This is a genomic window from Bradyrhizobium cenepequi (assembly GCF_020329485.1).
In the GTDB taxonomy this organism is placed as follows: Bacteria; Pseudomonadota; Alphaproteobacteria; order Rhizobiales; family Xanthobacteraceae; genus Bradyrhizobium; species Bradyrhizobium cenepequi.
Genome location: NZ_JAGKJI010000080.1, coordinates 1 through 20,034 on the forward strand (window position 1 = coordinate 1; position 20,034 = coordinate 20,034).

Sequence of the window (20,034 nt, forward strand, 5' to 3'; positions counted from 1 at the left end):
CTCTAAACCCACCCCCTCCAAATCCGCCCCTCTGCGCGTCGGCCGCTGTGGCCGCTACCATCGCCCCGACGAAGCTGATGGTTGCCAGTGCGATCATCACTTTGCGTACCATAACAACTACTCCTCTCCAGCGAACGCGGCGGCCTGCTATCTGTGAAAACGTGAAGTTGGACCCGGATGATGAGACACGTGTGCGGATCGCTCGGGTGAACGTGGCAGATCTCCGAACTCTGAGGAGTGATAGGCGCGTCCTTCCGGTGTGATGATGTGGACGTCGTAGCACCCAGTTTGAGACATCTCCCGAGCTTTCCTGAGCGCAGCTTCAGGGGTCCTCCCGCGGTGGACGATTTCGCCGTGTTTGCACTTTGCTTTGACGGAAAAGCTCATTGTTTTTTCTTCTTCTTTTTCCTCTTGATCGCTTCGGCCTGGGCTTTGAAGGCATTGGCCAGCGATCGCATCTGGTCCGCGACGTACGCGTCCGCGGTGCTCGCCGCCATGCGCTCGGCGGTTGCTGCCTGCCTGCGAATTGCCTTGGCCATCTTCATGGAGAAGCAATTTGCTCGCGCTGGTGTCGTTCCATCCTGCGGTCCCAAGTCCTAGTGGCTTGAAATCTGTTCTTGAATTGTTCACGTTGGTCGGCCTTAGCTCTGGGGGCCTCCATGCCGGATCTCGACTTCGTCCGCCGCGAAATCGAATACATGCGCGTCCAGATCGGGCGCCAGCGAAAGGACATTTTGAAGCTTCAACGCGCGGGGATCTCCACCGCCTCGGCTGAGATCCTCTTGCAGCGAATGCTCGCGAAAATCGAAGGGCTTTGTGCTGAACGCGACAGGCTCAAGAAGGAGTTGCCCGGCCCGACGGCGGGCAAAGTGCTCGGAGGCCGGAAGTGGTGAAGCAGCGCAAGTCGAACGGTTGGGCTACTTCGCTGGCCTGTCCGAACTGCTAAAGTCTGTTGGTCCGCGGTGAGCGCGGTAGTCCATTGCGAATTTTACGCCCCCGATGCCGCACAAAACCGCGCCCAGGAGGGAGAGCGCGGCGAAAGCCAAATCCCACTTTTTCACGTCGTGCCCTCATCCGATCAAGACAGCAATACGCCGCGGAAGGTGGCAGCGCCAGCGTCTGCCGAATTTCGAAGCGAGTGGCAATGCGCCGCTGCAATTCGTGATGGTTACCTAACGCATGTGGCAGCGGCGCGAGCCCGTGCGTTGTTTATTGGGGCGGCCCCTGCGCGTCTGTGCCGTGCGCCTCATTGCCCCCTTAGGTGCGGTGCGCTCGCGCGCGCGGTGGCGGTTGTCCCTTGTCGGCCCTGTGCGCCTTAGGTGTGCCAATGGTGCATCCTCCCCCCGGGCCCTGAGAGGTGCGCTAGGGTGCACGGTGCGGGAAGGAGGGCGGCATTTCTAAGCAAACAGCTCGGCGTCTTCAGGCGTGACCTTCACATAGGTCCCCGCCCAACGCAAAGCCGCCCATAGGGCACGGTCCGTCGGTCCCGCAGAAAGGAACCATCAGACTCTGCGCCCGTTATCCATGCCGGCCTTAGGAGGACGCATGGTGAAGATCGGTCTTGCCATGGTTGCAGTCTTAGCGATGCTCGTCACTCCGGCCAAAACCGAAGGCGTCAATATGGCCCAGGTCGATATGCGAACCGGGCTGCACTTCGATGAGCGCAACCCCACCTATGACAAGCAACGTCGGGCGTACGAGCCCGGCGCCACCGTTGGCGTCAGTCCAGACGCCAGACCTACTACAGGGCGCCGCGCCGTGCGGCGTTTGCCGGCCGGTGCTTCTGAAAGCAGGCGGTAACCCGCCGTGGACAGCCACCGAACAGCGTTGATCCTATTCGCCGTCGCGTTAGCCATCGCGATATTGGTTGCGTCGGTGACGACGCTTGAGCGCATGAACACGCGGCGTGTCGCTAACGACGTGCCACCAGGGACAGCGGGCCTTGCCCGTCCGCACCCGCCGCTTGATCGTGCGCCCGGTGATCCCGTCCGTGAGTAAGCGTATTCGTCCGCGGCACAAGCAGGTATCGATCTCATCGAATCGAATGCCCCGGCAAAGACGATCGACGTTAACAGCCCTTGCGATCGGCGCTTATGATTCGCCTTGTCAGCAGATTTCAGCCTCAGAGCCGATACTATATTTTTGGGCTAATGCTGACGGAGGCCAGTGCAGGCTATCGAGCACATCGGGAGGGCCACACGGTGGGGCACGGTTTTCTCGGTCTGAAAATATTCAATGAAATCAATTACTTAATGCGATGTTCTGGCGGAAGGGTGCCCGCCCGAAACGGCAAGAGGTGAAAATCGCGGCTTAGCTTTGCACATTGCAAGGCTGCGCCTCTCGCGCATCACTCAATCGCTTTATGCGTGCTTTGGCATTGAGGCGGACCAGGAGCTTGCGGGCGAGGGCAATGCGGATGACCATTTTTTCCTTTCCGGCTGCGACCAACCTCTGGCGGAATTCGGCCAGGCTCTTGTCGTAGCGCGCGACGATGGCCGCGACGAGGAACAGGATCGGAGCGAACGCCAGCGCGGCCGCCGCGGATGGAGCGCCTGCCTTTGCGCTTTCCGCTGTCATCGGCGAGCGGGGCGAGACCGACCAGCTTGGCAATGGCCTTGTTGGACAGGGTGCCGATCTCCGGCAGTTCGGCATGCAACCGGGCGACCGTACGACCGGCGATACCCTTGAACTCGCGCCAGGTCTCGGCGAGCTTGGCCCACAGCGGATCGTCGTCAATCATGGAAGCGATCTCGCCCTCGAGCGAGCGGGATTGGCGCTTCAAGAGCGCGATGACCTCGTCGAGGCTGGCCAGCATCTCCGGGTTGTCGAGCAGACCGGCACGACGTTGCTTCTGGACGGTCAGGTCATCGGTGACCTGCCTGAGCCTTGTCACCAGCGCCTTCAAGCGCTGCTGGGCCTGGCTCGGCAGCGGCGTCGGGGCCAGCTGCCTGGCGTGGGCGAAGCGGGCAATGACAGCGGCGTCGATCCGGTCGGTCTTCTCCAGAAGACCCATCGCTTCAGCATAGCGGCGGACGCTGCGCGGGTTGGTCAGGCCGCAGGCGACCTCCATCCCCCAGAGCTGCAGGAATGCCGCCCGCTCATAGCCGCCGCTGGCCTCCATCACCACCAGCTTCACGGCATGCTCTCGGCAGAACTCGGCCAGTTCCGCAATGCCTGCCGCATTGTTATCGAAGCTCGCAAACTTACCTCCCGGCTCAATGCAGGCGTCAAGCTTGGCCTTCGAAACATCCACTCCACAAATAGTTCTCATCACGGTAACCTGCCTTGTTCGTGCGATCGCAATCCAGCGACTGTTCGGTCGTGCGTGACACGGCGAAGATCCCAGGGCTCACCCACGGTTGTAGCCGGAGGGCTGACGGGCGACATCGCCGCGCGCTTTGGCCGGTGGCCACCGGCCAAAGCGCTCAGTCGCTTCCATCGCACAAAATTGGTTCCGTGCAGATACAAGGGACGAGCGCCGATTCCGCTGCAGCTCGTTCCACTAACGGTAGGGCCGGTCATCGACGCCGGTGAATTTGCAATCTTCTGCTTTCCGGTGCGCCACCCGGACACCGATAGTTTCGGCTTCTCCTTCGAAAGCCGAGCCCGCCGTCATCTTCGGCCGGACCGCCTCGCGGCCCTCGGTGTGCCGGACGGTCCGGTGCGGAGGGAGTTGGCGGAAAGGGGGCCGGTGACACTGGCGGACGGCAGGACGATTGCCTCCGAAGACGTCATCGGGCCGCCCGAGGGGCAGAAGAATCTGGTCATCGTGGGCGACACCGAAACCACCGAGGGCTTGGCCGAGCACGTTCGCGGCGCCGACGTACTGGTGATCGAGGCCACCTTTCTGGATCGCGACGCGGCCATCGCGCGCGACTACGGCCATCTCACCGCGGCGGAAGCGGCGGCTGTCGCGGCAACGAGCGGCGTCAGGCTGCTCGTCTTGACGCACATTTCAGGGGCGCTACCACGATGAAGAAATCCTAGCCGAGGCGACGAACACGTTCGCGAACAGCCGGGCTGCGAGAGATTTCGACCACATCGCGATCTAGCCGGAGGCGCAGGAGGGCAAGCGAATGGCGAGGAAGCTGAAGACGTATGAGACTTCGCTCGGTTTCTTCGATCTGGCAATCGCAGCGCCTTCCATGAAGGCGGCTCTGGAGGCCTGGGGCGCGGACAGCAACCTCTTCCATCAGGGCGCGGCGAAGCAAAGCGAAGATCCCGATGTGATCGCCGCGACCATGGCGGCGCCGGGCGTCGTTCTGAAGCGTCCCGTCGGCTCCAGCGGGCCCTTCAAACAGCACGCCGAGCTGCCGACCGATCTTGCCGGCGACGGCGCCTCTAAAAGGACGCGCCGCAAGTCGGCGAGCCTAAAGCCGCAGAAGCGCTTGAAGCGAACTGAAGACGACACCGCCAACAAGGCCGCACTCGCTTTCGAGAAGGAGCAAAAGCGCCGTGAGCGTGAACACGCAAAGTAAGAGGCTGCCCGGCAGAAGGAGCGCGAGCAACGACAACGAGCCGTCAACAAAGCCCAAAACGCCTTGGACGCGGCCCGCCGGAAACACGAAAGGAACGCTTCGGACATTCAAGCCGAGCTTGAGGCGCTCGATCTAAAATCGCGGGCGAAGAAGCCCGCCGGGAGAAGGAGAGGACACGGCTGGGAGCCGCCTTGCAACGGGCGCGGAGGTAGCTCCGCAAAACTGAGTGCAGGCCGGACGGTCCTTTCCGCTCTACTCCTAACAGCAGACGTTAGCGCTTGCGGTCGGCGGGTCTCCGAAGGGCCAGTGGGAGACATTGACCAAGGACGAGTGAGCCTCGTGAACGGCCACCAGTGAAAATCGCGTCAACTGGCCTTGTCGATGCGGCAACTACTCGGGATAGACCTGAACGTCCTCCGGCCCCGGCTTGTTGAAAAGGATGAATACCAAGGGATTGCCCGGCTCGGACATTGCATCGCTGCGCTGGCCCGTTATCTCTCCGGCCACGCCGCTTGTATACTCCGCAACCACCTCACCAAAGCTATCGCGCTGGATGGCAACCTTCTGTCCGGCTTTGACCTTGTCGTTGAGTTTGACCAGATGCTCAACGAGACCGCCTGCGGTGGCCAGGATCGGGTACGCGCTGTTGCCGACAAAGACACTCACATCCTTGCCTGTACGTCCCATTGGCCCGGCAACGATGCCGTGATACTTGAGGACGTTCATTGTGCCTTCCACGAAGAGCGAGATCATCTCGGGGTCCAGGACGCGCGCAGCGCCGATTTCCGGCGTGAAGGACGGGATGCCCACGTCCATAAACGCGTTGTGCAGGACACCGGGATAGACATGATTGTCGAAGATCTGGCCGACGGGATAGAGCTCCACCATCGCCTTGACCTCGGGCACATCCATGCCGCCAATATTGAATGCGGTGACTTCGAATCCGGTTGTCCCTGTGTGGAAGTCGATCGCGAAGTCGGCGTTTGGCCGCAGCAGCCGGTTGAACAGAAGCCCAGCGTGTCGGCCGGGTGCGGTGGCGCCGTTCTCGTTCCCGGGCCACTCCCGATTCATATCAATCAGATCGATGCCTCTGCCCTGGTTGGGCCATCTGCGCTGCATGCTTTCCAAGGCCGGGCGGGACACGTCCGTGACCGCCATCACCGTGCCCGACATCTGCGCCGGGTCGAGTTGGCCCATCACGGTCTGGACCGTATGCACGGAACTCACCTCGTCGCCATGCACGCCACTGGTCAGGACGCCGCGCTTGCCCGGCTTTGCTCCCTTGGCGACCGTCACAGACACGTACCAGTGCTGTCCGGTTGGCATCTCAACGCCCTGAAAATACAAAAGGTGCTTCTTGCCGGGCTCTAGATCGTTGATGTCAAGTGCGCTGACGATCTTCTTTCCGTCTATTGTGTCTCCGGTAAAAGCGGTTCCTCGTGATGAAGTCGCGGCGTGCGTGCTCAGGTCAGCGCTGGCCGCGAGCGCAGTTGAGGCACCGATTGCGGTGACCATGAAGTGGCGGCGATTAAGGGTGTCCGGTCCCTGATCGTTAGACATCGCGGAGACCCTTTCTCGTTAGGTGTCCTTACCCCGAGCCGGACACAGGCTATCACAAAATTCAACCAGGAAGTCGGCTCCGGGTCACAAGCCGCACTAGTATGCCGCGCTGAGCGAAGTCCGGCCTACCGCTGCGAGCCGACGTAACGATCTTCAACGCGGTCTTCAACTATGGGCCAATACCGGTCCTACCTCCCCGGACATCAATGGATCACACCCCGCGCCGAATGACTTTTCACGTCAGAGCGCCGGCCGCGAGAAATGACATGAAGCAGAATGCGACAGCCCCCCAGATGCGGGCATCGAGACGTGTCTCATTCAGCCACACCAGTGCGGCGAGGCAGAGGAACACCGGGATGGTGCACGCTTGCGTCGCAACATACCGACGGCGCAACACGTGCGGTGCGCGGGAGCTCCAAATGAACCCATGAACCTCGAACCTGCGGGAAACGGTGTCCACTGGCTTTCGCGGATACCATTTGCTCAGCTCCAACATAACGGACTGGAAGCCCCATCCGGCAACGCCGATCCACCTTGTATCGCATACCACTCCGCGCCAGCATGGCAGCGAAATTGGACGGCGTGAGCGTTTGCGTAAGCCGCCCCGCTTTGATTGCAAGCCCGTCGGGGGAGCCGTGCGAGGTGAGAATCAAGAACAAAACATCGTTCTCGGTGTCCATCCCCTTGGCCGCCTGCAAGGACCTAGCCAAGCTTTCAATCGTTGCACCTCAGCCTTTCTTCCAATTGTATTGCACGTTGACCGGGCCGCTCCCGAAACGGCCCGCTACGACCCGTGCTGCGCCGATCGCCTCGTTTCTAAACACGCTCTGGTCGCCGAAAAGGCCGAAGGACACCACGCTCACCTTGCGAGCATCCTCAAAGGCGTGCGCCGGCGAAACCGACAGCGCAATTGTCAAAACAAAGGCGATGAGCGGCGCGCCGAACCGGCTGATCCAACGTGGATGCACAGCTTCACCAGGCCATTTCGTTCAACAGGTCACGTGAAAGAGCCCGATCCTCCTGGCGTGCGACCGGTTGAACATCCGGATCGCTTCGGGTGTTGGCCTCAACAGCACCTCGCAGCCCTTCCTTTCGAAATACGCTTCAGCTTCCGGTGACAGGTGCACGTTGCCCGTTTGACCAGAACCAATGACAACCTGGTCGCACCCCTTCTCGAAGAGAAACTTGGCCTCGTCTTTTGAAAGCACGTGCGAGGTACCATAGAGCTTCTTTGATAGCTTCTTCTTCCGCTTCACAACTTCGCCGGAAAGACGAACGACCACGTCGTGCTGATACGTCGTCCCGTCAATCGTAATCGCGCCGAATGTGGTGCTGTCAATCTTCATCGTGACCTCCTGATCAGACTTCAGGTCCAATATGCAGCAGTGAGGCGCCTCGACCTCGGCATCATCTCCCTCAAGAGCGTTCCAATAGGACACGTCGATCTTATAGCCGCATACAGCGCTTCAAAAAAATCCCGTCTCGTAAGGGCTACTGCGTAAGGGCCCTTGACCAAAAGCCCGCCGTTCGAGGAGCCAGCCCTCGCCAAAATACAAAGGCAAACAAGGCGCTTGTGAATCCCATTCGGTCGCGTTTTGTGTTAAGCTTCCAGCCGTCCATACCTTGAACAAAGCGAAATTATTAAAACAGGAGGATGGGCGCGACACACACAATCATCAGATCCTACGGTGCAGTCTGCGGTTTCTCAGCGAGGTCAGTTTTGCCTGAGACCGTGCAAGGGATCTCCTAGGAAAGATTTTCTTGCTCACTTCGAAGACACGCTCATGACGGCTCCTGTAGGAACACGGAGAGACGATCATGATCAAGGTGAAGATTAATGGCCAGGAACAGAATTGGGATGGCGATCCCGATCTTCCGCTACTCTGGTTTATCCGTGATGAGGTGGGCCTGACCGGCACCAAGTTCGGCTGTGGCCAGGCGCTGTGCGGCTCATGCACCGTCATCGTCGACAAGCAGGCGGTGCGCGCCTGCATCACCTCCGTGTCCGACGTTGGCGGCCGCGAGGTCACCACCATCGAGGGCCTGCATCCGACCGGCGACCATCCGGTGCAGAAGGCCTGGCGGCAGCTCAACGTGCCGCAATGCGGCTTTTGCCAGACCGGCCAGATCATGCAGGCGGCGGCGTTGTTGATGGATAATCCAAAGCCGTCGCACGACCAGATCCGCGAATCCCTGTCCGGGAATATCTGCCGCTGCGGCTGCTACCAGCGGATCGAAAACGCAGTCCATCTCGCTTCGACGGGGGTGTGACATGAATATCCTCACCAATCCCAGCAAGCTTCGCGGCTTCGAGAAGCACATCAAGGTCGAGAACGTTTCCCGGCGCAGCATCCTCAAGGGCCTCGGCCTCGCCGGCGGCTTCGTGCTCGCCGCACCCGTGATGATGCGGCCAAGCTTCGCCTACGAGACCGGCGCGGGGAAGATGCCGCACGGCACTGTGGTCGATCCGCGCGTCTTCGTTTCGATCGCGTCGGATGGAATGGTCACCATCGTTGCGCACCGCTCCGAGATGGGAACCGGTGTGCGCACCAGCCTGCCCCTGATCGTCGCCGAAGAACTGGAGGCCGACTGGAAGCGCGTTCGCGTCCAGCAGGCGCATGGCGACGAGGTCAAGTTCGGCAACCAGGATACCGACGGCTCGCGTAGCACGCGGCATCATCTGATCCCGATGCGCCAGATCGGCGCTTCGGCCCGCACCATGCTCGAGCAGGCCGCCGCAAAACGTTGGGGCGTGCCGGCAGCCGAGGTAAAGGCCGTCAATCACGAAGTCGTCCACGGCGCGAGCGGACGCAAGCTCGGCTTTGGCGAATTGGCCGCCGATGCGGCCAAGGAGTCGGTGCCGAGCGCTGAAGGCCTGAAGCTCAAGGATCCCAAGGATTTTCGTTACCTGGGCAAGGGCGAGATCAGCATCGTCGATCTTCACGACATCACGACAGGCAAGGCCGAATACGGCGCCGACGTGCGGTTGCCCGGCATGAAATATGCCGTGATCGCCCGCCCGCCGGTGACTGGCGGCAAGGTGGCGTCGTTCGACGGCGCGGAGGCGATGAAGGTTTCCGGCGTCGAGAAGGTGATGGAAGTCAAGGGATGGCCGTGGCCCTCGAAATTCCAGCCGCTTGGCGGGATCGCCGTGATCGCCCGCAACACCGGCGCCGCGATCAAAGGTCGCGACGCGCTGAAGGTCACCTGGGAGGACGGCGCCAACGCCAAATATGACTCGGTCGCCTATCGGGCCGAGCTTGAGGACGCCGCGCGCAAGCCCGGCCTCGTCGTGCGCAAGGAAGGTGACGCCGAAGCCGCGCTGAAAGGTGCCGACAAGGTGATCGTGGGCGAGTACTATTTGCCCCACCTTGCCCATGTCGCCATGGAGACGCCGGTCGCGGTCGCCGACGTCAAGGGTGACAAGGCGGAGATCTGGGCTCCCGTGCAAAGCCCGGGCGGCACCCGCGAGGACATCGCCAAGACGCTCGACATCCCCCAAGAGAATGTGACCGTCAACGTCACCCTGCTCGGCGGCGGATTCGGGCGCAAGTCGAAGTGCGACTTCGCGCTCGAAGCCGTGCTGCTCTCGAAAGAGCTCGGCGCACCGGTCAAGGTGCAGTGGACCCGGGAGGACGATATCCGCAACGGTTTCCTGCACACCGTCTCGGTCGAGCGCATCGAGGCGGGCCTCGACAAGAGCGGTAAGGTGATCGCCTGGCGGCATCGCAGCGTCGCGCCAAGCATCGCCTCGACCTTTGCGGCCGGCACGGTGCACCAGGCGCCGTTCGAGCTCGGCATGGGGCTGATTGACAACCCGTTCGAGATCGCCAACCTGCAGTGCGAGAATCCGGAAGCAGCCGCGCATACCCGCATCGGCTGGTTCCGTTCGGTGTCGAACATCCCGCGTGCCTTCGCGGTGCAGTCCATGGTCGCCGAAATCGCCCATGCCACCAACCGCGACCAGAAGGACACGCTGCTGGAGCTGATCGGTGCGCCACGGATCCTCAACCTCACCTCGGTGAAGGACTTATGGAACTATGGCGAGCCCTATGACAGCTACCCGATCGACACCGGACGGCTGCGCAAGGTGGTCGAGCTGGTCGCCGATAGGGGCGGCTGGGGACGCTCGGTGCCCAAGGGCCACGGCCTTGGTATTGCGGCGCACCGCAGCTTCGTCAGCTATATCGCGACCATCGTTGAGGTTGCCATCGACGACAAGGGCAAGTTGACGGTGCCACGGGTCGACACCGCCATTGACTGCGGCACCTATGTCAACCCCGAGCGCATCCAGTCGCAGATCGAGGGCGCGGCGATCATGGGGATGAGCCTCGCCAAACATGGCGAGATCACCTTCACGAATGGCAGGGTGCAGCAGGGCAATTACGACGACTTCCCGGTGATCCGGATCGACGAATCCCCCGCCGTGACCAATGTCTATATCGTGCCGCCCGCGAGCCCTGATACGCCGCCGAGCGGCGTCGGCGAACCCGGCGTGCCGCCGTTCGCGCCGGCCCTGATCAACGCGATCTTCGCCGCGACCGGCAAGCGCATCCGCGCGTTGCCGATCGGCAAGCAATTGGAGGCGTGAGGCGGAACGTAACTTCGCAACAACCGTTTCATCGGTCTGGACAGGAGACGGACCGATGAAACAGATCTCGGCGGCGCTCGCGGTATCGCTACTGTCGGGCGCTTTTCTTGTGAGCGCGCAAGCTGCGAGCGCTCAGACTAACCCGCCGCCGGCCACTGCTACACGGCCGGCAAAGACGCCGAAGGATCAGAGCTCTGTACCAAGCAATGCGCCGAAAGCCACGCGAACCCAAACCACTGGCGAAGGCAGCCGCGATCCGACGGTGAAGGAAATGAACGTGAAGGAGAAAGGCAAGGTCGAACGGATGGGCAAGTAGTTTGGCCCATGACATTTGACCTTTTCGCGCACGGTTCGATTCCACCTCGCTCGAAACGCTTGAGGGCTTGATCCGGCAAGGTGGGAGCCGATGAGAGAGGATGACGATTCGAAGAAAGTCATTGCGCTGAAACGGAAGCGGCGGACCTTTCGGTCCGCCGCTTTTTTGCGGCCGTTCCCGCGCGGCTATTTCTTGACTGCGAACACCCAGACGACACCGCCCTGGGGAACATTGTTCTCCACGCCGATATTCTGGGTGGCCAAGGCATCCTGGATGCGTTGCGCATCGACGCCCCAGCCGGACTGGATCGCAATGTACTGCGTGCCGTCAACCTCATAGGAGACCGGCATGCCCATGATGCCGGAATTGGTCTTCTGCTCCCACAACAGTTCGCCGCTCTTGGCGTCGAAGGCGCGGAAGTAGCGGTCGTTGGTCCCGCCGACAAAGACCAGATCGCCCGCGGTCGCCAGCACCGAACCGAACAGTTGCGATTTCGGGAAGGTGTGCGACCAGACCTTCTTGCCGGTGGCCGGGTCCCAGGCCTGCAATTCGCCGATGTGTTTGCCGCCGGGACGGATCGTCAGACCGATGTCCTCCGGCTTGGTGCCAAGCCAGAGCTGGCCTGGAACCAGCGCCACCTTCTCGCCAGAGAAGCCGCCGCAGGTGTTCTCGAGGGCCGGCACATAGACATATTTCGTTTTCTGGCTGTAGGCCGCCGACGGCCAGTCCTTGCCGCCCCACAGTGACGGGCAGAACTCGACCCGCTTGCCAACCACCGGCTTGTGCGCGGGGTCAACAATCGGCTTACCGCTCTCCGGCTCAATGCCTTTCCAGACATTGGTGTAAACATAGGGCCAGCCGGCTACGTAGCTGATCTTGTCCGGCTTGCGCTCCAGGATCCAGAAGATCGCGTTGCGTCCCGGATGGATCAGACTCTTGACAGATCGGCCATCCCTTTGCAGGTCGACCAGCATCGGCGCCTCGACCTCGTCCCAGTCCCAGGAATCGTTCTGATGGTACTGGAAATGTGCCTTGATCTTGCCAGTCTCAGGATCGAGGCCGAGCACGGAGGTCGTATAGAGATTGTCACCGGGATGAGCGTCCCCGGGCCACGGCGCGGCATTACCAACACCCCAATAAATGGTCTTGGTGTCCTTGTCGTAGTTGCCGGTCATCCAGGCCGATCCACCGCCGGTCTTCCAATCGTCGCCCGTCCAAGTATCATGGCCGGGTTCGCCGGGGCCGGGGACAGTGAAAGTCCGCCACAGCTCCTTGCCGCTATTGGCGTCGTAGGCGGCGATGTAGCCGCGGACGCCGAATTCACCGCCGGATCCGCCGACGATGATCTTGCCGTCGACAACCAGCGGCATCAGGGTCAAATACTGCCCCTTCTTGTAGTCCTGGACCTTGGTGTCCCAGACCACCTTGCCAGTCTTCGCATCGAGCGCGACCACGTGATCGTCCGTCGTGGCGAGATAGAGCTTGTCCTGCCACAGGCCGACGCCGCGGTTGGTCGGGTGCAATTGGAACAAATCTTCCGGAAGTGACCGCTTGTAGCGCCAATATTCCTCGCCGCTCTTGGCATCAAGCGCGATCACCTGGCCCATCGGCGTCGTGACAAACATCACGCCGTTGTTGACGATCGGCGGGGCCTCATGGCCTTCGATGACGCCGGTGGAGAAGGTCCATACCGGCATCAGGCTCTTCACGTTCTGTGTGTTGATCTGCTCGAGCGGGCTATAGCCCTGCCCATCATAAGTCCGCCGATACAGCATCCAGTTGCCGGGTTCGGGATTTTCAAGGCGGGCTTGCGTCACCGGGCTGTAATTTTCGATCGGACCGGCAACTGTAGCGGTTGAGATAAGGGTTGTGAACGCGACACAACCCGACACTAACCATTGCTTTCTGGTCATGGACGCATCTCCCTATACTCTTCTCTTCCACCCCTATGGTGGGTGGTGCGATCGTCTGGAGCACGGGAATCGGATGCGACCGCGCCCCATCACCCTGGCTGTTGAGCACCTACCTTTCCAACGAAAGTTGCAGTTATGGTGAGCGAGCCGTCGGCTATCGCCAACGGCAGTGCCGGCAAACGCCGGGGCGCGGGCCCGAACACGACTTGCGCGCGTTCCCGGGGATCGAATTCGGAGTTGTGACAAAAGCATTTAAGAACGTCTTTGTCGCCCGTCTCGGACTTCAGCCAACCCGTGACAGAACATCCGGCGTGAGTACAGATCGCCGAATAGGCGACGATGCCTTCAGCAGAGTGTGATCGGGTCTCCTCATCCATTTCAGCGAGATCAAGCCTTATGATCAGAATCTCGTTCAGGCGCGAGCCGTTGCGGACTACCGAAGTCTTGGGGTCCTTTGGCCAGGCGTGCAGCGGAGGGTCGCCGAGTTTCAAATCATCGGGCTTGATGATGTCGCCGGCACGCTCGCCTTCGGAGATAACAAGGAGATCCCCTTTCTTCGGCCGGTCGCTGCTGCCGGGCTGATCTTCCTGCGCCGCAGCGAACCTGTTCGCCGCCAGGAACGCTCCGGCCGCGAGCGTCGTCAAGAGAAGCGAGCGTCGCGTTTGGTTCGGACACAGCATTTGTCTTCTCCAGCTCCGCCACCGAGCCTGAATTTCAGTCGCGCGTAACCTCCCTGCCCAACGGCAAAACGCTTAAACCAGCACGAGAGGCGACGCGGTCACATGCAGGCTTGCTACCCTCTACGAGGCTCAACGCGGCCTTTCAGGGCTGCCAGTCGCCCCCGTCGAGGTGCCGGTGGCTGAGCCCGTTGTCGGCGGAGCAGTGTCAGTCCGCCCAGGAGGGTGGGTGGAAGCGCCCGGCTTTTCCTGCTCACCGACATAGCCTGACTCACCGGACTGGCGGGTCTTGGCACCCTTGTCCGCCTCCTCTTGCACCTGCTGCGGGTTGGGTGCCGTCTGCTGCTGCGCCAGCGCCGGCAGGGCAATCATGGTTCCGCTCGCAACAAGCATCGCAACGATTATGGTTCGCATGGAGGGTCCTCCCCATCGTAGCGTCACTTTGTACGAATACGAACGCGCCGGTTCGCGAAGGTTCCTAGTTCAACCTCATATTTTCAAGACAAGGATGCGGCGCAGCCGCGCAGCTGGGGAGATAAGCGAGATGGAAGCAAACTCGCCGACTCGGCTTAGTGTGATCTCAGCGCCTCAGGGATCTTAAGCCATCTGGACCGCGCCACTGTTTCGCTCCTCTTGCCGGGACCGCCTGATGTCCGGCGCGATGCCAATTCACCGTTGAGCTGTTGCCACGGCGCGCCGAGCCATCCCGGACGCCAGCATGCTCTCGTCGCGCCAAGCAATGGCGCGCCCGGATCATCTGTGTGCCATGGAGGCTCTGCGAATACGGAGCGCGAGTAGCCGCGCTGTTCGATGATATCATCGAGTCCGCGAGGAACGCGACGTCGTAGAAGCACAGCTTTTGGCGCAAACCGTCCCTAAAATGCCGACGCTACGTAGCACGGCGGGATCTCGCGCGCGAAGAGCTCTTTCGCCAGCGCGCGCCTAGGCATCAATCAGGACGCCCGGATTGAGCATGCCTTCCGGATCCAATTCGCGCTTGGCTGCCCGCAATGCGGCGGCGAAAAGCTCTGGCCGCTCTCTGTCGTACCAGGGTCTATGATCGCGACCAACGGCATGATGATGGGTGATGGTGCCGCCTGCCGTGATCAGCGCGTCGCTCGCCGCGTTCTTGATCGCCTGCCACTGCTCGAGAAGCGCGCCGTGTCGACCGCGCGCGTGGAAGGAGAAATAGGGTGCGGGCCCGTCCGGGTAGACGTGGGTGAAGCGGCAGGTGACTTCACCTTTGATCCCGGTTGCTTCCAGAATCGCGCGTTCGGTTGCTGCCTTGACCTTGTCGTGAAAGCTTTCGAACCGATCCCAGGTGATGGCGCTCTCGAACGTATCGTTGATGAGGCCGGCGGGCGTCAGAAATTCGCGCGCATAGGGCATGCGAATAAATGCGTTGCGCCAGACGCCTGCCGCGCCTTGGAGATGCGCGTCGCTGGCTGTCGCGGGCTCCGGCGTCCCGCAGTGGTCGGCGCAGCACTCAAGTGCGCGCGCGAACCAGGCGTCCAAAGGATGATCGCCCGATTCGAATGCGAGCACCATGACTGCAGCGCTGCCGTCAGCCGCACCCGTGTTGAAGGCCTCCTGCGGGTCCAGGATCCGGCAATTGGATGGATAGAGGCCGGCTTGCGCGACCGCACGCACAGCGCACGCGGCATCGAAGAAAGAGGGAAAGCGAACCGATGCGCCAGCGCGGAACGTTGGACGGGGCTGCAAGCGCATCCAGGCACGCGAGATCACACCCAGAATTCCTTCCGAGCCGATGAACATGCGGTCGGGACTCGGTCCGGCACCCGAGCCGGGAAGTCGGCGCGTCTCCAGCACGCCGACAGGCGTCACGACGCGCAGGCTTTCGACGAAATCGTCGATATGAGTATGAAGACTGGCGAAATGGCCGCCCGATCGTGTCGCAATCCAGCCGCCCAGGGTTGAATATTCAAAGCTCTGCGGAAAATGCCGTAAGGTGAAGTTGTGCGGCTTGAGCTGGTTTTCCAGAGACGGACCATAGGCGCCAGCTTCGATCGATGCGACGCGCGATAACGGATCCACTTCGATGACGTTGGAAAGATTGCGCAGATCGAGGCTGACGGCAGCCTTGTGCTTGATGCCGTCAACCCGCGGCTCGACGCCGCCGCACACGCTCGATCCGCCTCCAAAAGGTGTCAGCGAAGCGCCAACAGCGCCCGCCCAGTCCATCACAGCGGAAATCTCCGACTCGTTACGCGGATAGGCGACGACGTCGGGCGCACTATCGTAATTGCCAAGCATTGCTCTAACGTAATCCGGATAGGACTTGCCATAGGTGTGCGCGGCACGATCGTAGCGTTCGCTCGTGCAGAAGGGCGTGAGGGAAGCCGGCGGCACCACGCGCGGCTCCCGCAAGGAGAGCTCTTCAAGGCCCGGAACAGCGACCGTGTCGAATTCGTCAGTTCCAAATTTGACATGATAGCGGTCGAGGACAAACTTCCGTTCCTGTTCGCTCATGCCTTCGCCTTCGCGTCCCCAGCCGTAATGTTTCAGCCTTGTGTCGGTCATGAGCGTTCCTCGTGTTAGTTTCGATAGTTGCTCGGATCGACGAAACAGTGAACACGCGCGCCGCAGATTGAGCTCGTTCGATCGAAACAATACGCCTTCGAGGGGAGGGATGAAAGATCGCGCGGTTTACGTGGGCTGTTTCTTCAGCGAACGGCGCGACCGCTCGGTTCAGCAAATCGCAGCCTTGCCGCGTATAGCATGACGAAATGGCAAACCGCTGCGTTCCGCGCGGAAGGAAATTCCGCAATGCGACAACGGTTACAGGTGTAGGTACCGCAAACCTAAACCCGCGCATAATGGTGATGTAGTCCGCCGAGTATGGGGAACGATTTGATGCTTCCGGTCCGGTGAACCGGGCGCGAGACCGGCGCATCTTTGTCCAACGACCGATGTGTTCTGATGTCATTGTAATAGCGTGCGTAAGATCGCAAAATTTGGCGTAGATGCGTCTCACCAAAAACGATGATGTGGTCCAAGCACTCGCGGCGAATCGATCCGATCAGCCGTTCGGCAAAATCATTCTGCCAGGGCGAGGCTGGCGCGGTCGGCTTGTCCCGAATTCCCATGGCCCGCAATCGGCGTGTGACGATAGTGCCATAGATGCAATCCCGGTCTCGGATCATGTAGCCCGGCGCCTCGTCCCAAGGAAATGCCTCGGTGACTTGGCGGGCAACCCATTCGGCCGTCGGATTTCCTTGCGACGTTGACCCAGACCAGGTTTCTGCGGTCCAGTCGGACGATGACGAACGCATAGAGCAGATCGAAGCCTACGGTCGGAACAACGAACAAATCCATGGCGGCAATGTCCGGTGCGTGATTACGCAAGAAGATCCGCCATCCCTGATGGGACGGTCCTCGCCGCTTGACCATGTATTTGGCAACGCTCGACTGCGCGACCTCAAACCCGAGCTTGAGCAGTTCGCCGTGGAGGCGCGGCGCGCCCCAAAGTGCGTTCTCGACGCTCATCTGCCGGATCAACGCGCGCAGCCCCACCGCGGTCGGCGGCCGCCCTCCGAGTGAGCGCGATTTCCAACGCCAGTAGCGGCGAAACCCGGCCCGATGCCACCGCACGAGCGTCTCGGGCCGGATGATGGTAAGAACCTGAAGGATAGACGGGGAACCAACGATACAGCCGGACAAAGAACCAGCGATCACTGTTGGCGAATTGGATACGGCCGGGCAGCCTGCGCCGCAAGATAATCAACTGATGTCGAAGCGCCGCGTTCTCGGCCTCAAGCCTCGTCTTTGACTTGAATGGCGAGACCAAGACGGCCAGGACGAAATACAGAAGCCCGATCATTCCGCCAGCTTAGGTGATTCCGTCGCGTCATCAACTCGGACGAGGTTTTCGGTACACACAGCAGGCAACGACCGCGCGCTGACCGCACCGGTGATCCTCGCCGTGTCGGATCTCTTGCTCGCGCATCCCGGCTGGTTTGGCAGCGACTGGCTTATTGCCCTCGACAAGATCGATCTATCCGCTCTGCATGAGCGCGTGAAGCCAAATCGCAAGGCCGTCCAGCCCCGCGCTGCGATTGCAGCGTTTTTGTTCGAGCAGCTGCGGGACAAGCTGCCGGTGTCGCGGTGCATGCTCTATCGACGATCCAGGCGTGGCCCGGCTCTAGTGATCAGAGCAAGTTCAAACTGCGCGTCATCAGCAAAAGGGAGACGCCGAACGGGGCGCTCTCTCTTACGTCAATCAATTTCCTGAACCACGGTGCGCGTACCCGGATCCACCAGCATCACGCGGTCGCCGGAATAGACATAACGATACTTCGTGAGCGACGGCCCCCAGTCGGACGGCACCGCTTCGAGCTCGATATCACGCGGCAGCGTCCCGCCGACGACAATCTTTTCCTTAGTCGTCACGGGACGAATCTTATGCTCGGTGATGTAGGTCTTGATCCTGGTGCGGTACTCCGGCTCGATCTGGACCGTCGTACCTGCGGCCCCGGTCGTGGTCGTGACGGTGCTTTGCGCCAACGCACCGCTTGCCATCAGAGCGACAGCCGCGGAAAGCAAAAGCATCTTTCTCATCTGGATTCTCCTCGCCGCGACATGCGACGTTCAAAGAACTTCATGCATTCGTACAAGTTCCGAAGCGCAGGGAACCAATTGCCGCTCTATCCCGTTATTAGATCACTGACGCAGGCCACCGTCGGCGACTTCCCTATCGCTGCTCTGCAGGTAGAAGGCAGTGAAGAAGGTTGGCAACAGCCGCAAGCGAGGTGGAAAAGCGGCTCGCGCGCAAGAGATAGGAAGACCGGCTCGGGCCAGAGTGCATTATTAGCGCATTCAAACCGTGCCAATTCGAACGGCCCAGGCAGCCGTCAGCTACGACTTAGCTGAGGCCCTACTTCCATGAGAGGACGAGCGTCCCAAGTCCAACCCCGATTGCATCTTTTTCCCGAGCTGCGGGAATGGAGTCGTTGCTGATTTCTTTCTAGGGTCGTGCGATTCCGGTGCGATGACGATGGAAAGATATGCTTCAACTTGCCTTGGTTGTTGTCTTTGCCGCGGGGTTGCTGGCGACTAGCGTAGCTTTTACGCACTATCGATCGTCAAGAAACGCCGACGTGCCTGCTGCAGTGATCCTGCGTGCGGAGAGGCCGACGTTTCCTCCTATCTGAGCATGCCCTGGTATCAAAGGAAAATGTCAGTCCTGCTTCCTGCGGCGCGTGATCAGCCAGTAGACGCCATAGCCAATGGCAAGGATCAGAAGACCTGCACCAGCGATCGGCCCGGACTCCGCTGACGTGCTTGTTCTGGCCCGGAGCATTTGAGCAATTTCCCCTGGCCCAGACCCCGACGCGAGATTGATTTTTCCGGCCACATCAGCGGATTGATGCTAGTCAAGCAAACAGCTTGGCGCCTTCCGGCGTGATCTTCACGTAGGTGCCGCTCTCGTGCATCCAGAACCAGCCGCGCTCGAAAGTCGGTCACGGCATTAGCGCACTGACCATGGCCATACCAACGAGGGTTGCGGTTTTTTGGCTTGCGGCTGGGCCGGGGTTGGCGCCGGCTTTGGCTTTGGCGCGCGGACGACATTAGCCGACTGCCGCGGACGCGGCAGTGGTATTTCGGGCATAAGCTTTGGCTCCTCGGGGCTCACCTTTGGCTCTTCAGGCATTACCTTTGGCGCTGAAGCGTTGGCGATGACGCGGGCGAGTTGTTCCTGGCTTGCGTTGAGGCGCTCGGTGAGCGTCTGGCTTTCGCGCGCCATCTGGATCTGGGTCGCCTTGATCTCGTCGATGATACTGTTGTTACGTGCCATTTCTTCCTGGCTCGCCTTGAGTTGGCGCGCGACATTTTCATTGTCGCGGACCAATTCTTCTTGCCTCACCTGGAACTGTTCGACCGCTTGCCTCAAGGCAGCGATATCGCGCGTCATCGGCTGGAGCTGCTGCGCCAAGACGGAAGACAGGTCGACAACAGACGGCGCCGCGTTTTTCGGCGCGACTGCTTCCGGCGGGGCCTGCGCCAGAAGTGCTGGGTCCGAGGGGGCTATCATCGCCGTATGAGCGGAGGACGACCACCACCAAGCAGCAACACCAATGGATGCTGCCAACAGAGAGCAGACGAAAGCCACGTGGCGCCAATTCGCCAATTGATGAGTCGTTGCCAGCGGGGCACGAGACGTCTTCATGCTGGTCGGCGGGGCCGAAGGACTGACTCCCGCTTCGCGCGCCAGGTTCGAAAGCTGCTCCGCGATCTGCCGTTCCGCTAGCCTGTCGTCCAGCGTGGAATCCATTTGGTGCTCCGTATCCAAATACAATGGCACCCCGCCTGAGAACGATCCGCGCATCTGCGCTACATCGAGCAAACGGGACGCAGACGGTTTTTGAACCTACGAAGGTTCCCAGGGATGGGCATGCAGCTGCATGTCACGTTCGTCTTTTTTACCAGCTCGCCCCAGAACCGTAACAACTATGTTCTCGGCCGGAACTACGGACATGAA

Annotated in this window: 19 protein-coding genes and 2 pseudogenes; 8 read left to right on the forward strand and 13 right to left on the reverse strand. The window is 60.9% G+C overall.

Annotated elements, in window-relative coordinates; translation table 11 throughout:
* Positions 1-383 precede the first annotated feature (383 nt).
* A complete protein-coding gene (locus J6497_RS38170) occupies positions 384-545 on the reverse strand; it encodes a hypothetical protein (RefSeq protein ID WP_225709331.1) in 162 nt (53 codons plus the stop codon).
* Positions 546-659: 114 nt separating this feature from the next.
* Between J6497_RS38170 and J6497_RS38175 the strand changes: the two genes are divergently transcribed.
* A complete protein-coding gene (locus J6497_RS38175) occupies positions 660-893 on the forward strand; it encodes a hypothetical protein (RefSeq protein WP_225709332.1) in 234 nt (77 codons plus the stop codon).
* 652 nt (positions 894-1,545) lie between these two features.
* Complete coding sequence (locus tag J6497_RS38180) at positions 1,546-1,800, forward strand: hypothetical protein (protein WP_225709333.1); 255 nt, start codon at positions 1,546-1,548, stop codon at positions 1,798-1,800.
* Between the two features lie 510 nt (positions 1,801-2,310).
* Here the strand turns inward: J6497_RS38180 and J6497_RS38185 are convergent.
* Positions 2,311-3,274 (reverse strand): annotated as a pseudogene (locus J6497_RS38185) (IS110 family RNA-guided transposase).
* Positions 3,275-3,469: 195 nt separating this feature from the next.
* Here J6497_RS38185 and J6497_RS38190 point away from each other — a divergent pair.
* Together J6497_RS38190 and J6497_RS38195 are read left to right on the forward strand one after the other, a co-directional pair.
* Positions 3,470-4,052, forward strand: a pseudogene (locus J6497_RS38190) (MBL fold metallo-hydrolase); the annotation flags it as partial.
* A 24-nt stretch (positions 4,053-4,076) separates the two neighbouring features.
* Complete coding sequence (locus J6497_RS38195) at positions 4,077-4,478, forward strand: hypothetical protein (RefSeq protein ID WP_312010449.1); 402 nt, start codon at positions 4,077-4,079, stop codon at positions 4,476-4,478.
* Positions 4,479-4,868: 390 nt separating this feature from the next.
* Here J6497_RS38195 and J6497_RS38200 read toward each other — a convergent pair whose 3' ends face one another.
* Complete coding sequence (locus J6497_RS38200; RefSeq protein WP_225709334.1) at positions 4,869-6,038, reverse strand: M14 family metallopeptidase; 1,170 nt, start codon at positions 6,036-6,038, stop codon at positions 4,869-4,871.
* A 642-nt stretch (positions 6,039-6,680) separates the two neighbouring features.
* Here J6497_RS38200 and J6497_RS38205 point away from each other — a divergent pair.
* Positions 6,681-7,043, forward strand: coding sequence for a hypothetical protein (locus tag J6497_RS38205; protein WP_225709335.1), 363 nt, complete (start codon positions 6,681-6,683; stop codon positions 7,041-7,043).
* Here the strand turns inward: J6497_RS38205 and J6497_RS38210 are convergent.
* Entirely contained in the window at positions 7,028-7,384 is a 357-nt protein-coding gene (locus J6497_RS38210; RefSeq protein ID WP_225709336.1) for an Mth938-like domain-containing protein, read from the reverse strand. The genes J6497_RS38205 and J6497_RS38210 overlap by 16 nt on opposite strands.
* A gap of 472 nt (positions 7,385-7,856) precedes the next feature.
* On the opposite strand from J6497_RS38210, the gene J6497_RS38215 reads away from it, so the two are divergent.
* The 3 genes from J6497_RS38215 to J6497_RS38225 are packed head-to-tail and all read left to right on the forward strand — an operon-like array spanning position 7,857 to position 10,945.
* On the forward strand, positions 7,857-8,309 hold the full coding sequence (locus J6497_RS38215; RefSeq protein ID WP_130226127.1) for a (2Fe-2S)-binding protein: 453 nt from the start codon (positions 7,857-7,859) through the stop codon (positions 8,307-8,309).
* 1 nt (position 8,310) lies between these two features.
* Positions 8,311-10,629 (forward strand): xanthine dehydrogenase family protein molybdopterin-binding subunit, encoded by a 2,319-nt coding sequence (locus J6497_RS38220; protein ID WP_225709337.1) that lies wholly within the window; start codon positions 8,311-8,313, stop codon positions 10,627-10,629.
* Positions 10,630-10,684: 55 nt separating this feature from the next.
* On the forward strand, positions 10,685-10,945 hold the full coding sequence (locus tag J6497_RS38225; RefSeq protein WP_225709338.1) for a hypothetical protein: 261 nt from the start codon (positions 10,685-10,687) through the stop codon (positions 10,943-10,945).
* Between the two features lie 185 nt (positions 10,946-11,130).
* Here J6497_RS38225 and J6497_RS38230 read toward each other — a convergent pair whose 3' ends face one another.
* From J6497_RS38230 to J6497_RS38265, 9 genes are all read right to left on the reverse strand, one after another.
* Positions 11,131-12,858 carry a methanol/ethanol family PQQ-dependent dehydrogenase gene (locus J6497_RS38230; RefSeq protein WP_225709339.1) on the reverse strand — a complete coding sequence of 576 codons (1,728 nt, stop codon included), beginning with the start codon at positions 12,856-12,858 and terminating at the stop codon, positions 11,131-11,133.
* Between the two features lie 89 nt (positions 12,859-12,947).
* Positions 12,948-13,538: a QcrA and Rieske domain-containing protein gene (locus J6497_RS38235; protein ID WP_225709340.1), complete on the reverse strand. Its 591-nt coding sequence runs from the start codon at positions 13,536-13,538 to the stop codon at positions 12,948-12,950.
* 129 nt (positions 13,539-13,667) lie between these two features.
* A complete protein-coding gene (locus J6497_RS38240; RefSeq protein ID WP_225709341.1) occupies positions 13,668-13,949 on the reverse strand; it encodes a hypothetical protein in 282 nt (93 codons plus the stop codon).
* A 528-nt stretch (positions 13,950-14,477) separates the two neighbouring features.
* Positions 14,478-16,076, reverse strand: coding sequence for an FAD-binding oxidoreductase (locus J6497_RS38245; protein WP_312010450.1), 1,599 nt, complete (start codon positions 16,074-16,076; stop codon positions 14,478-14,480).
* Between the two features lie 281 nt (positions 16,077-16,357).
* Complete coding sequence (locus J6497_RS42330) at positions 16,358-16,699, reverse strand: integrase core domain-containing protein (RefSeq protein ID WP_376708339.1); 342 nt, start codon at positions 16,697-16,699, stop codon at positions 16,358-16,360.
* Complete coding sequence (locus tag J6497_RS38255; protein ID WP_225709343.1) at positions 16,593-17,042, reverse strand: hypothetical protein; 450 nt, start codon at positions 17,040-17,042, stop codon at positions 16,593-16,595. Before J6497_RS38255 ends, J6497_RS42330 begins: the two co-directional genes overlap by 107 nt.
* 729 nt (positions 17,043-17,771) lie before the next feature.
* On the reverse strand, positions 17,772-18,113 hold the full coding sequence (locus J6497_RS38260) for a DUF1236 domain-containing protein (RefSeq protein WP_225709344.1): 342 nt from the start codon (positions 18,111-18,113) through the stop codon (positions 17,772-17,774).
* Positions 18,114-18,732: 619 nt separating this feature from the next.
* Positions 18,733-18,855 (reverse strand): hypothetical protein, encoded by a 123-nt coding sequence (locus J6497_RS41425; protein ID WP_283845928.1) that lies wholly within the window; start codon positions 18,853-18,855, stop codon positions 18,733-18,735.
* 168 nt (positions 18,856-19,023) lie between these two features.
* Complete coding sequence (locus tag J6497_RS38265; protein WP_225709345.1) at positions 19,024-19,881, reverse strand: hypothetical protein; 858 nt, start codon at positions 19,879-19,881, stop codon at positions 19,024-19,026.
* Between the last annotated feature and the right edge of the window lie 153 nt (positions 19,882-20,034).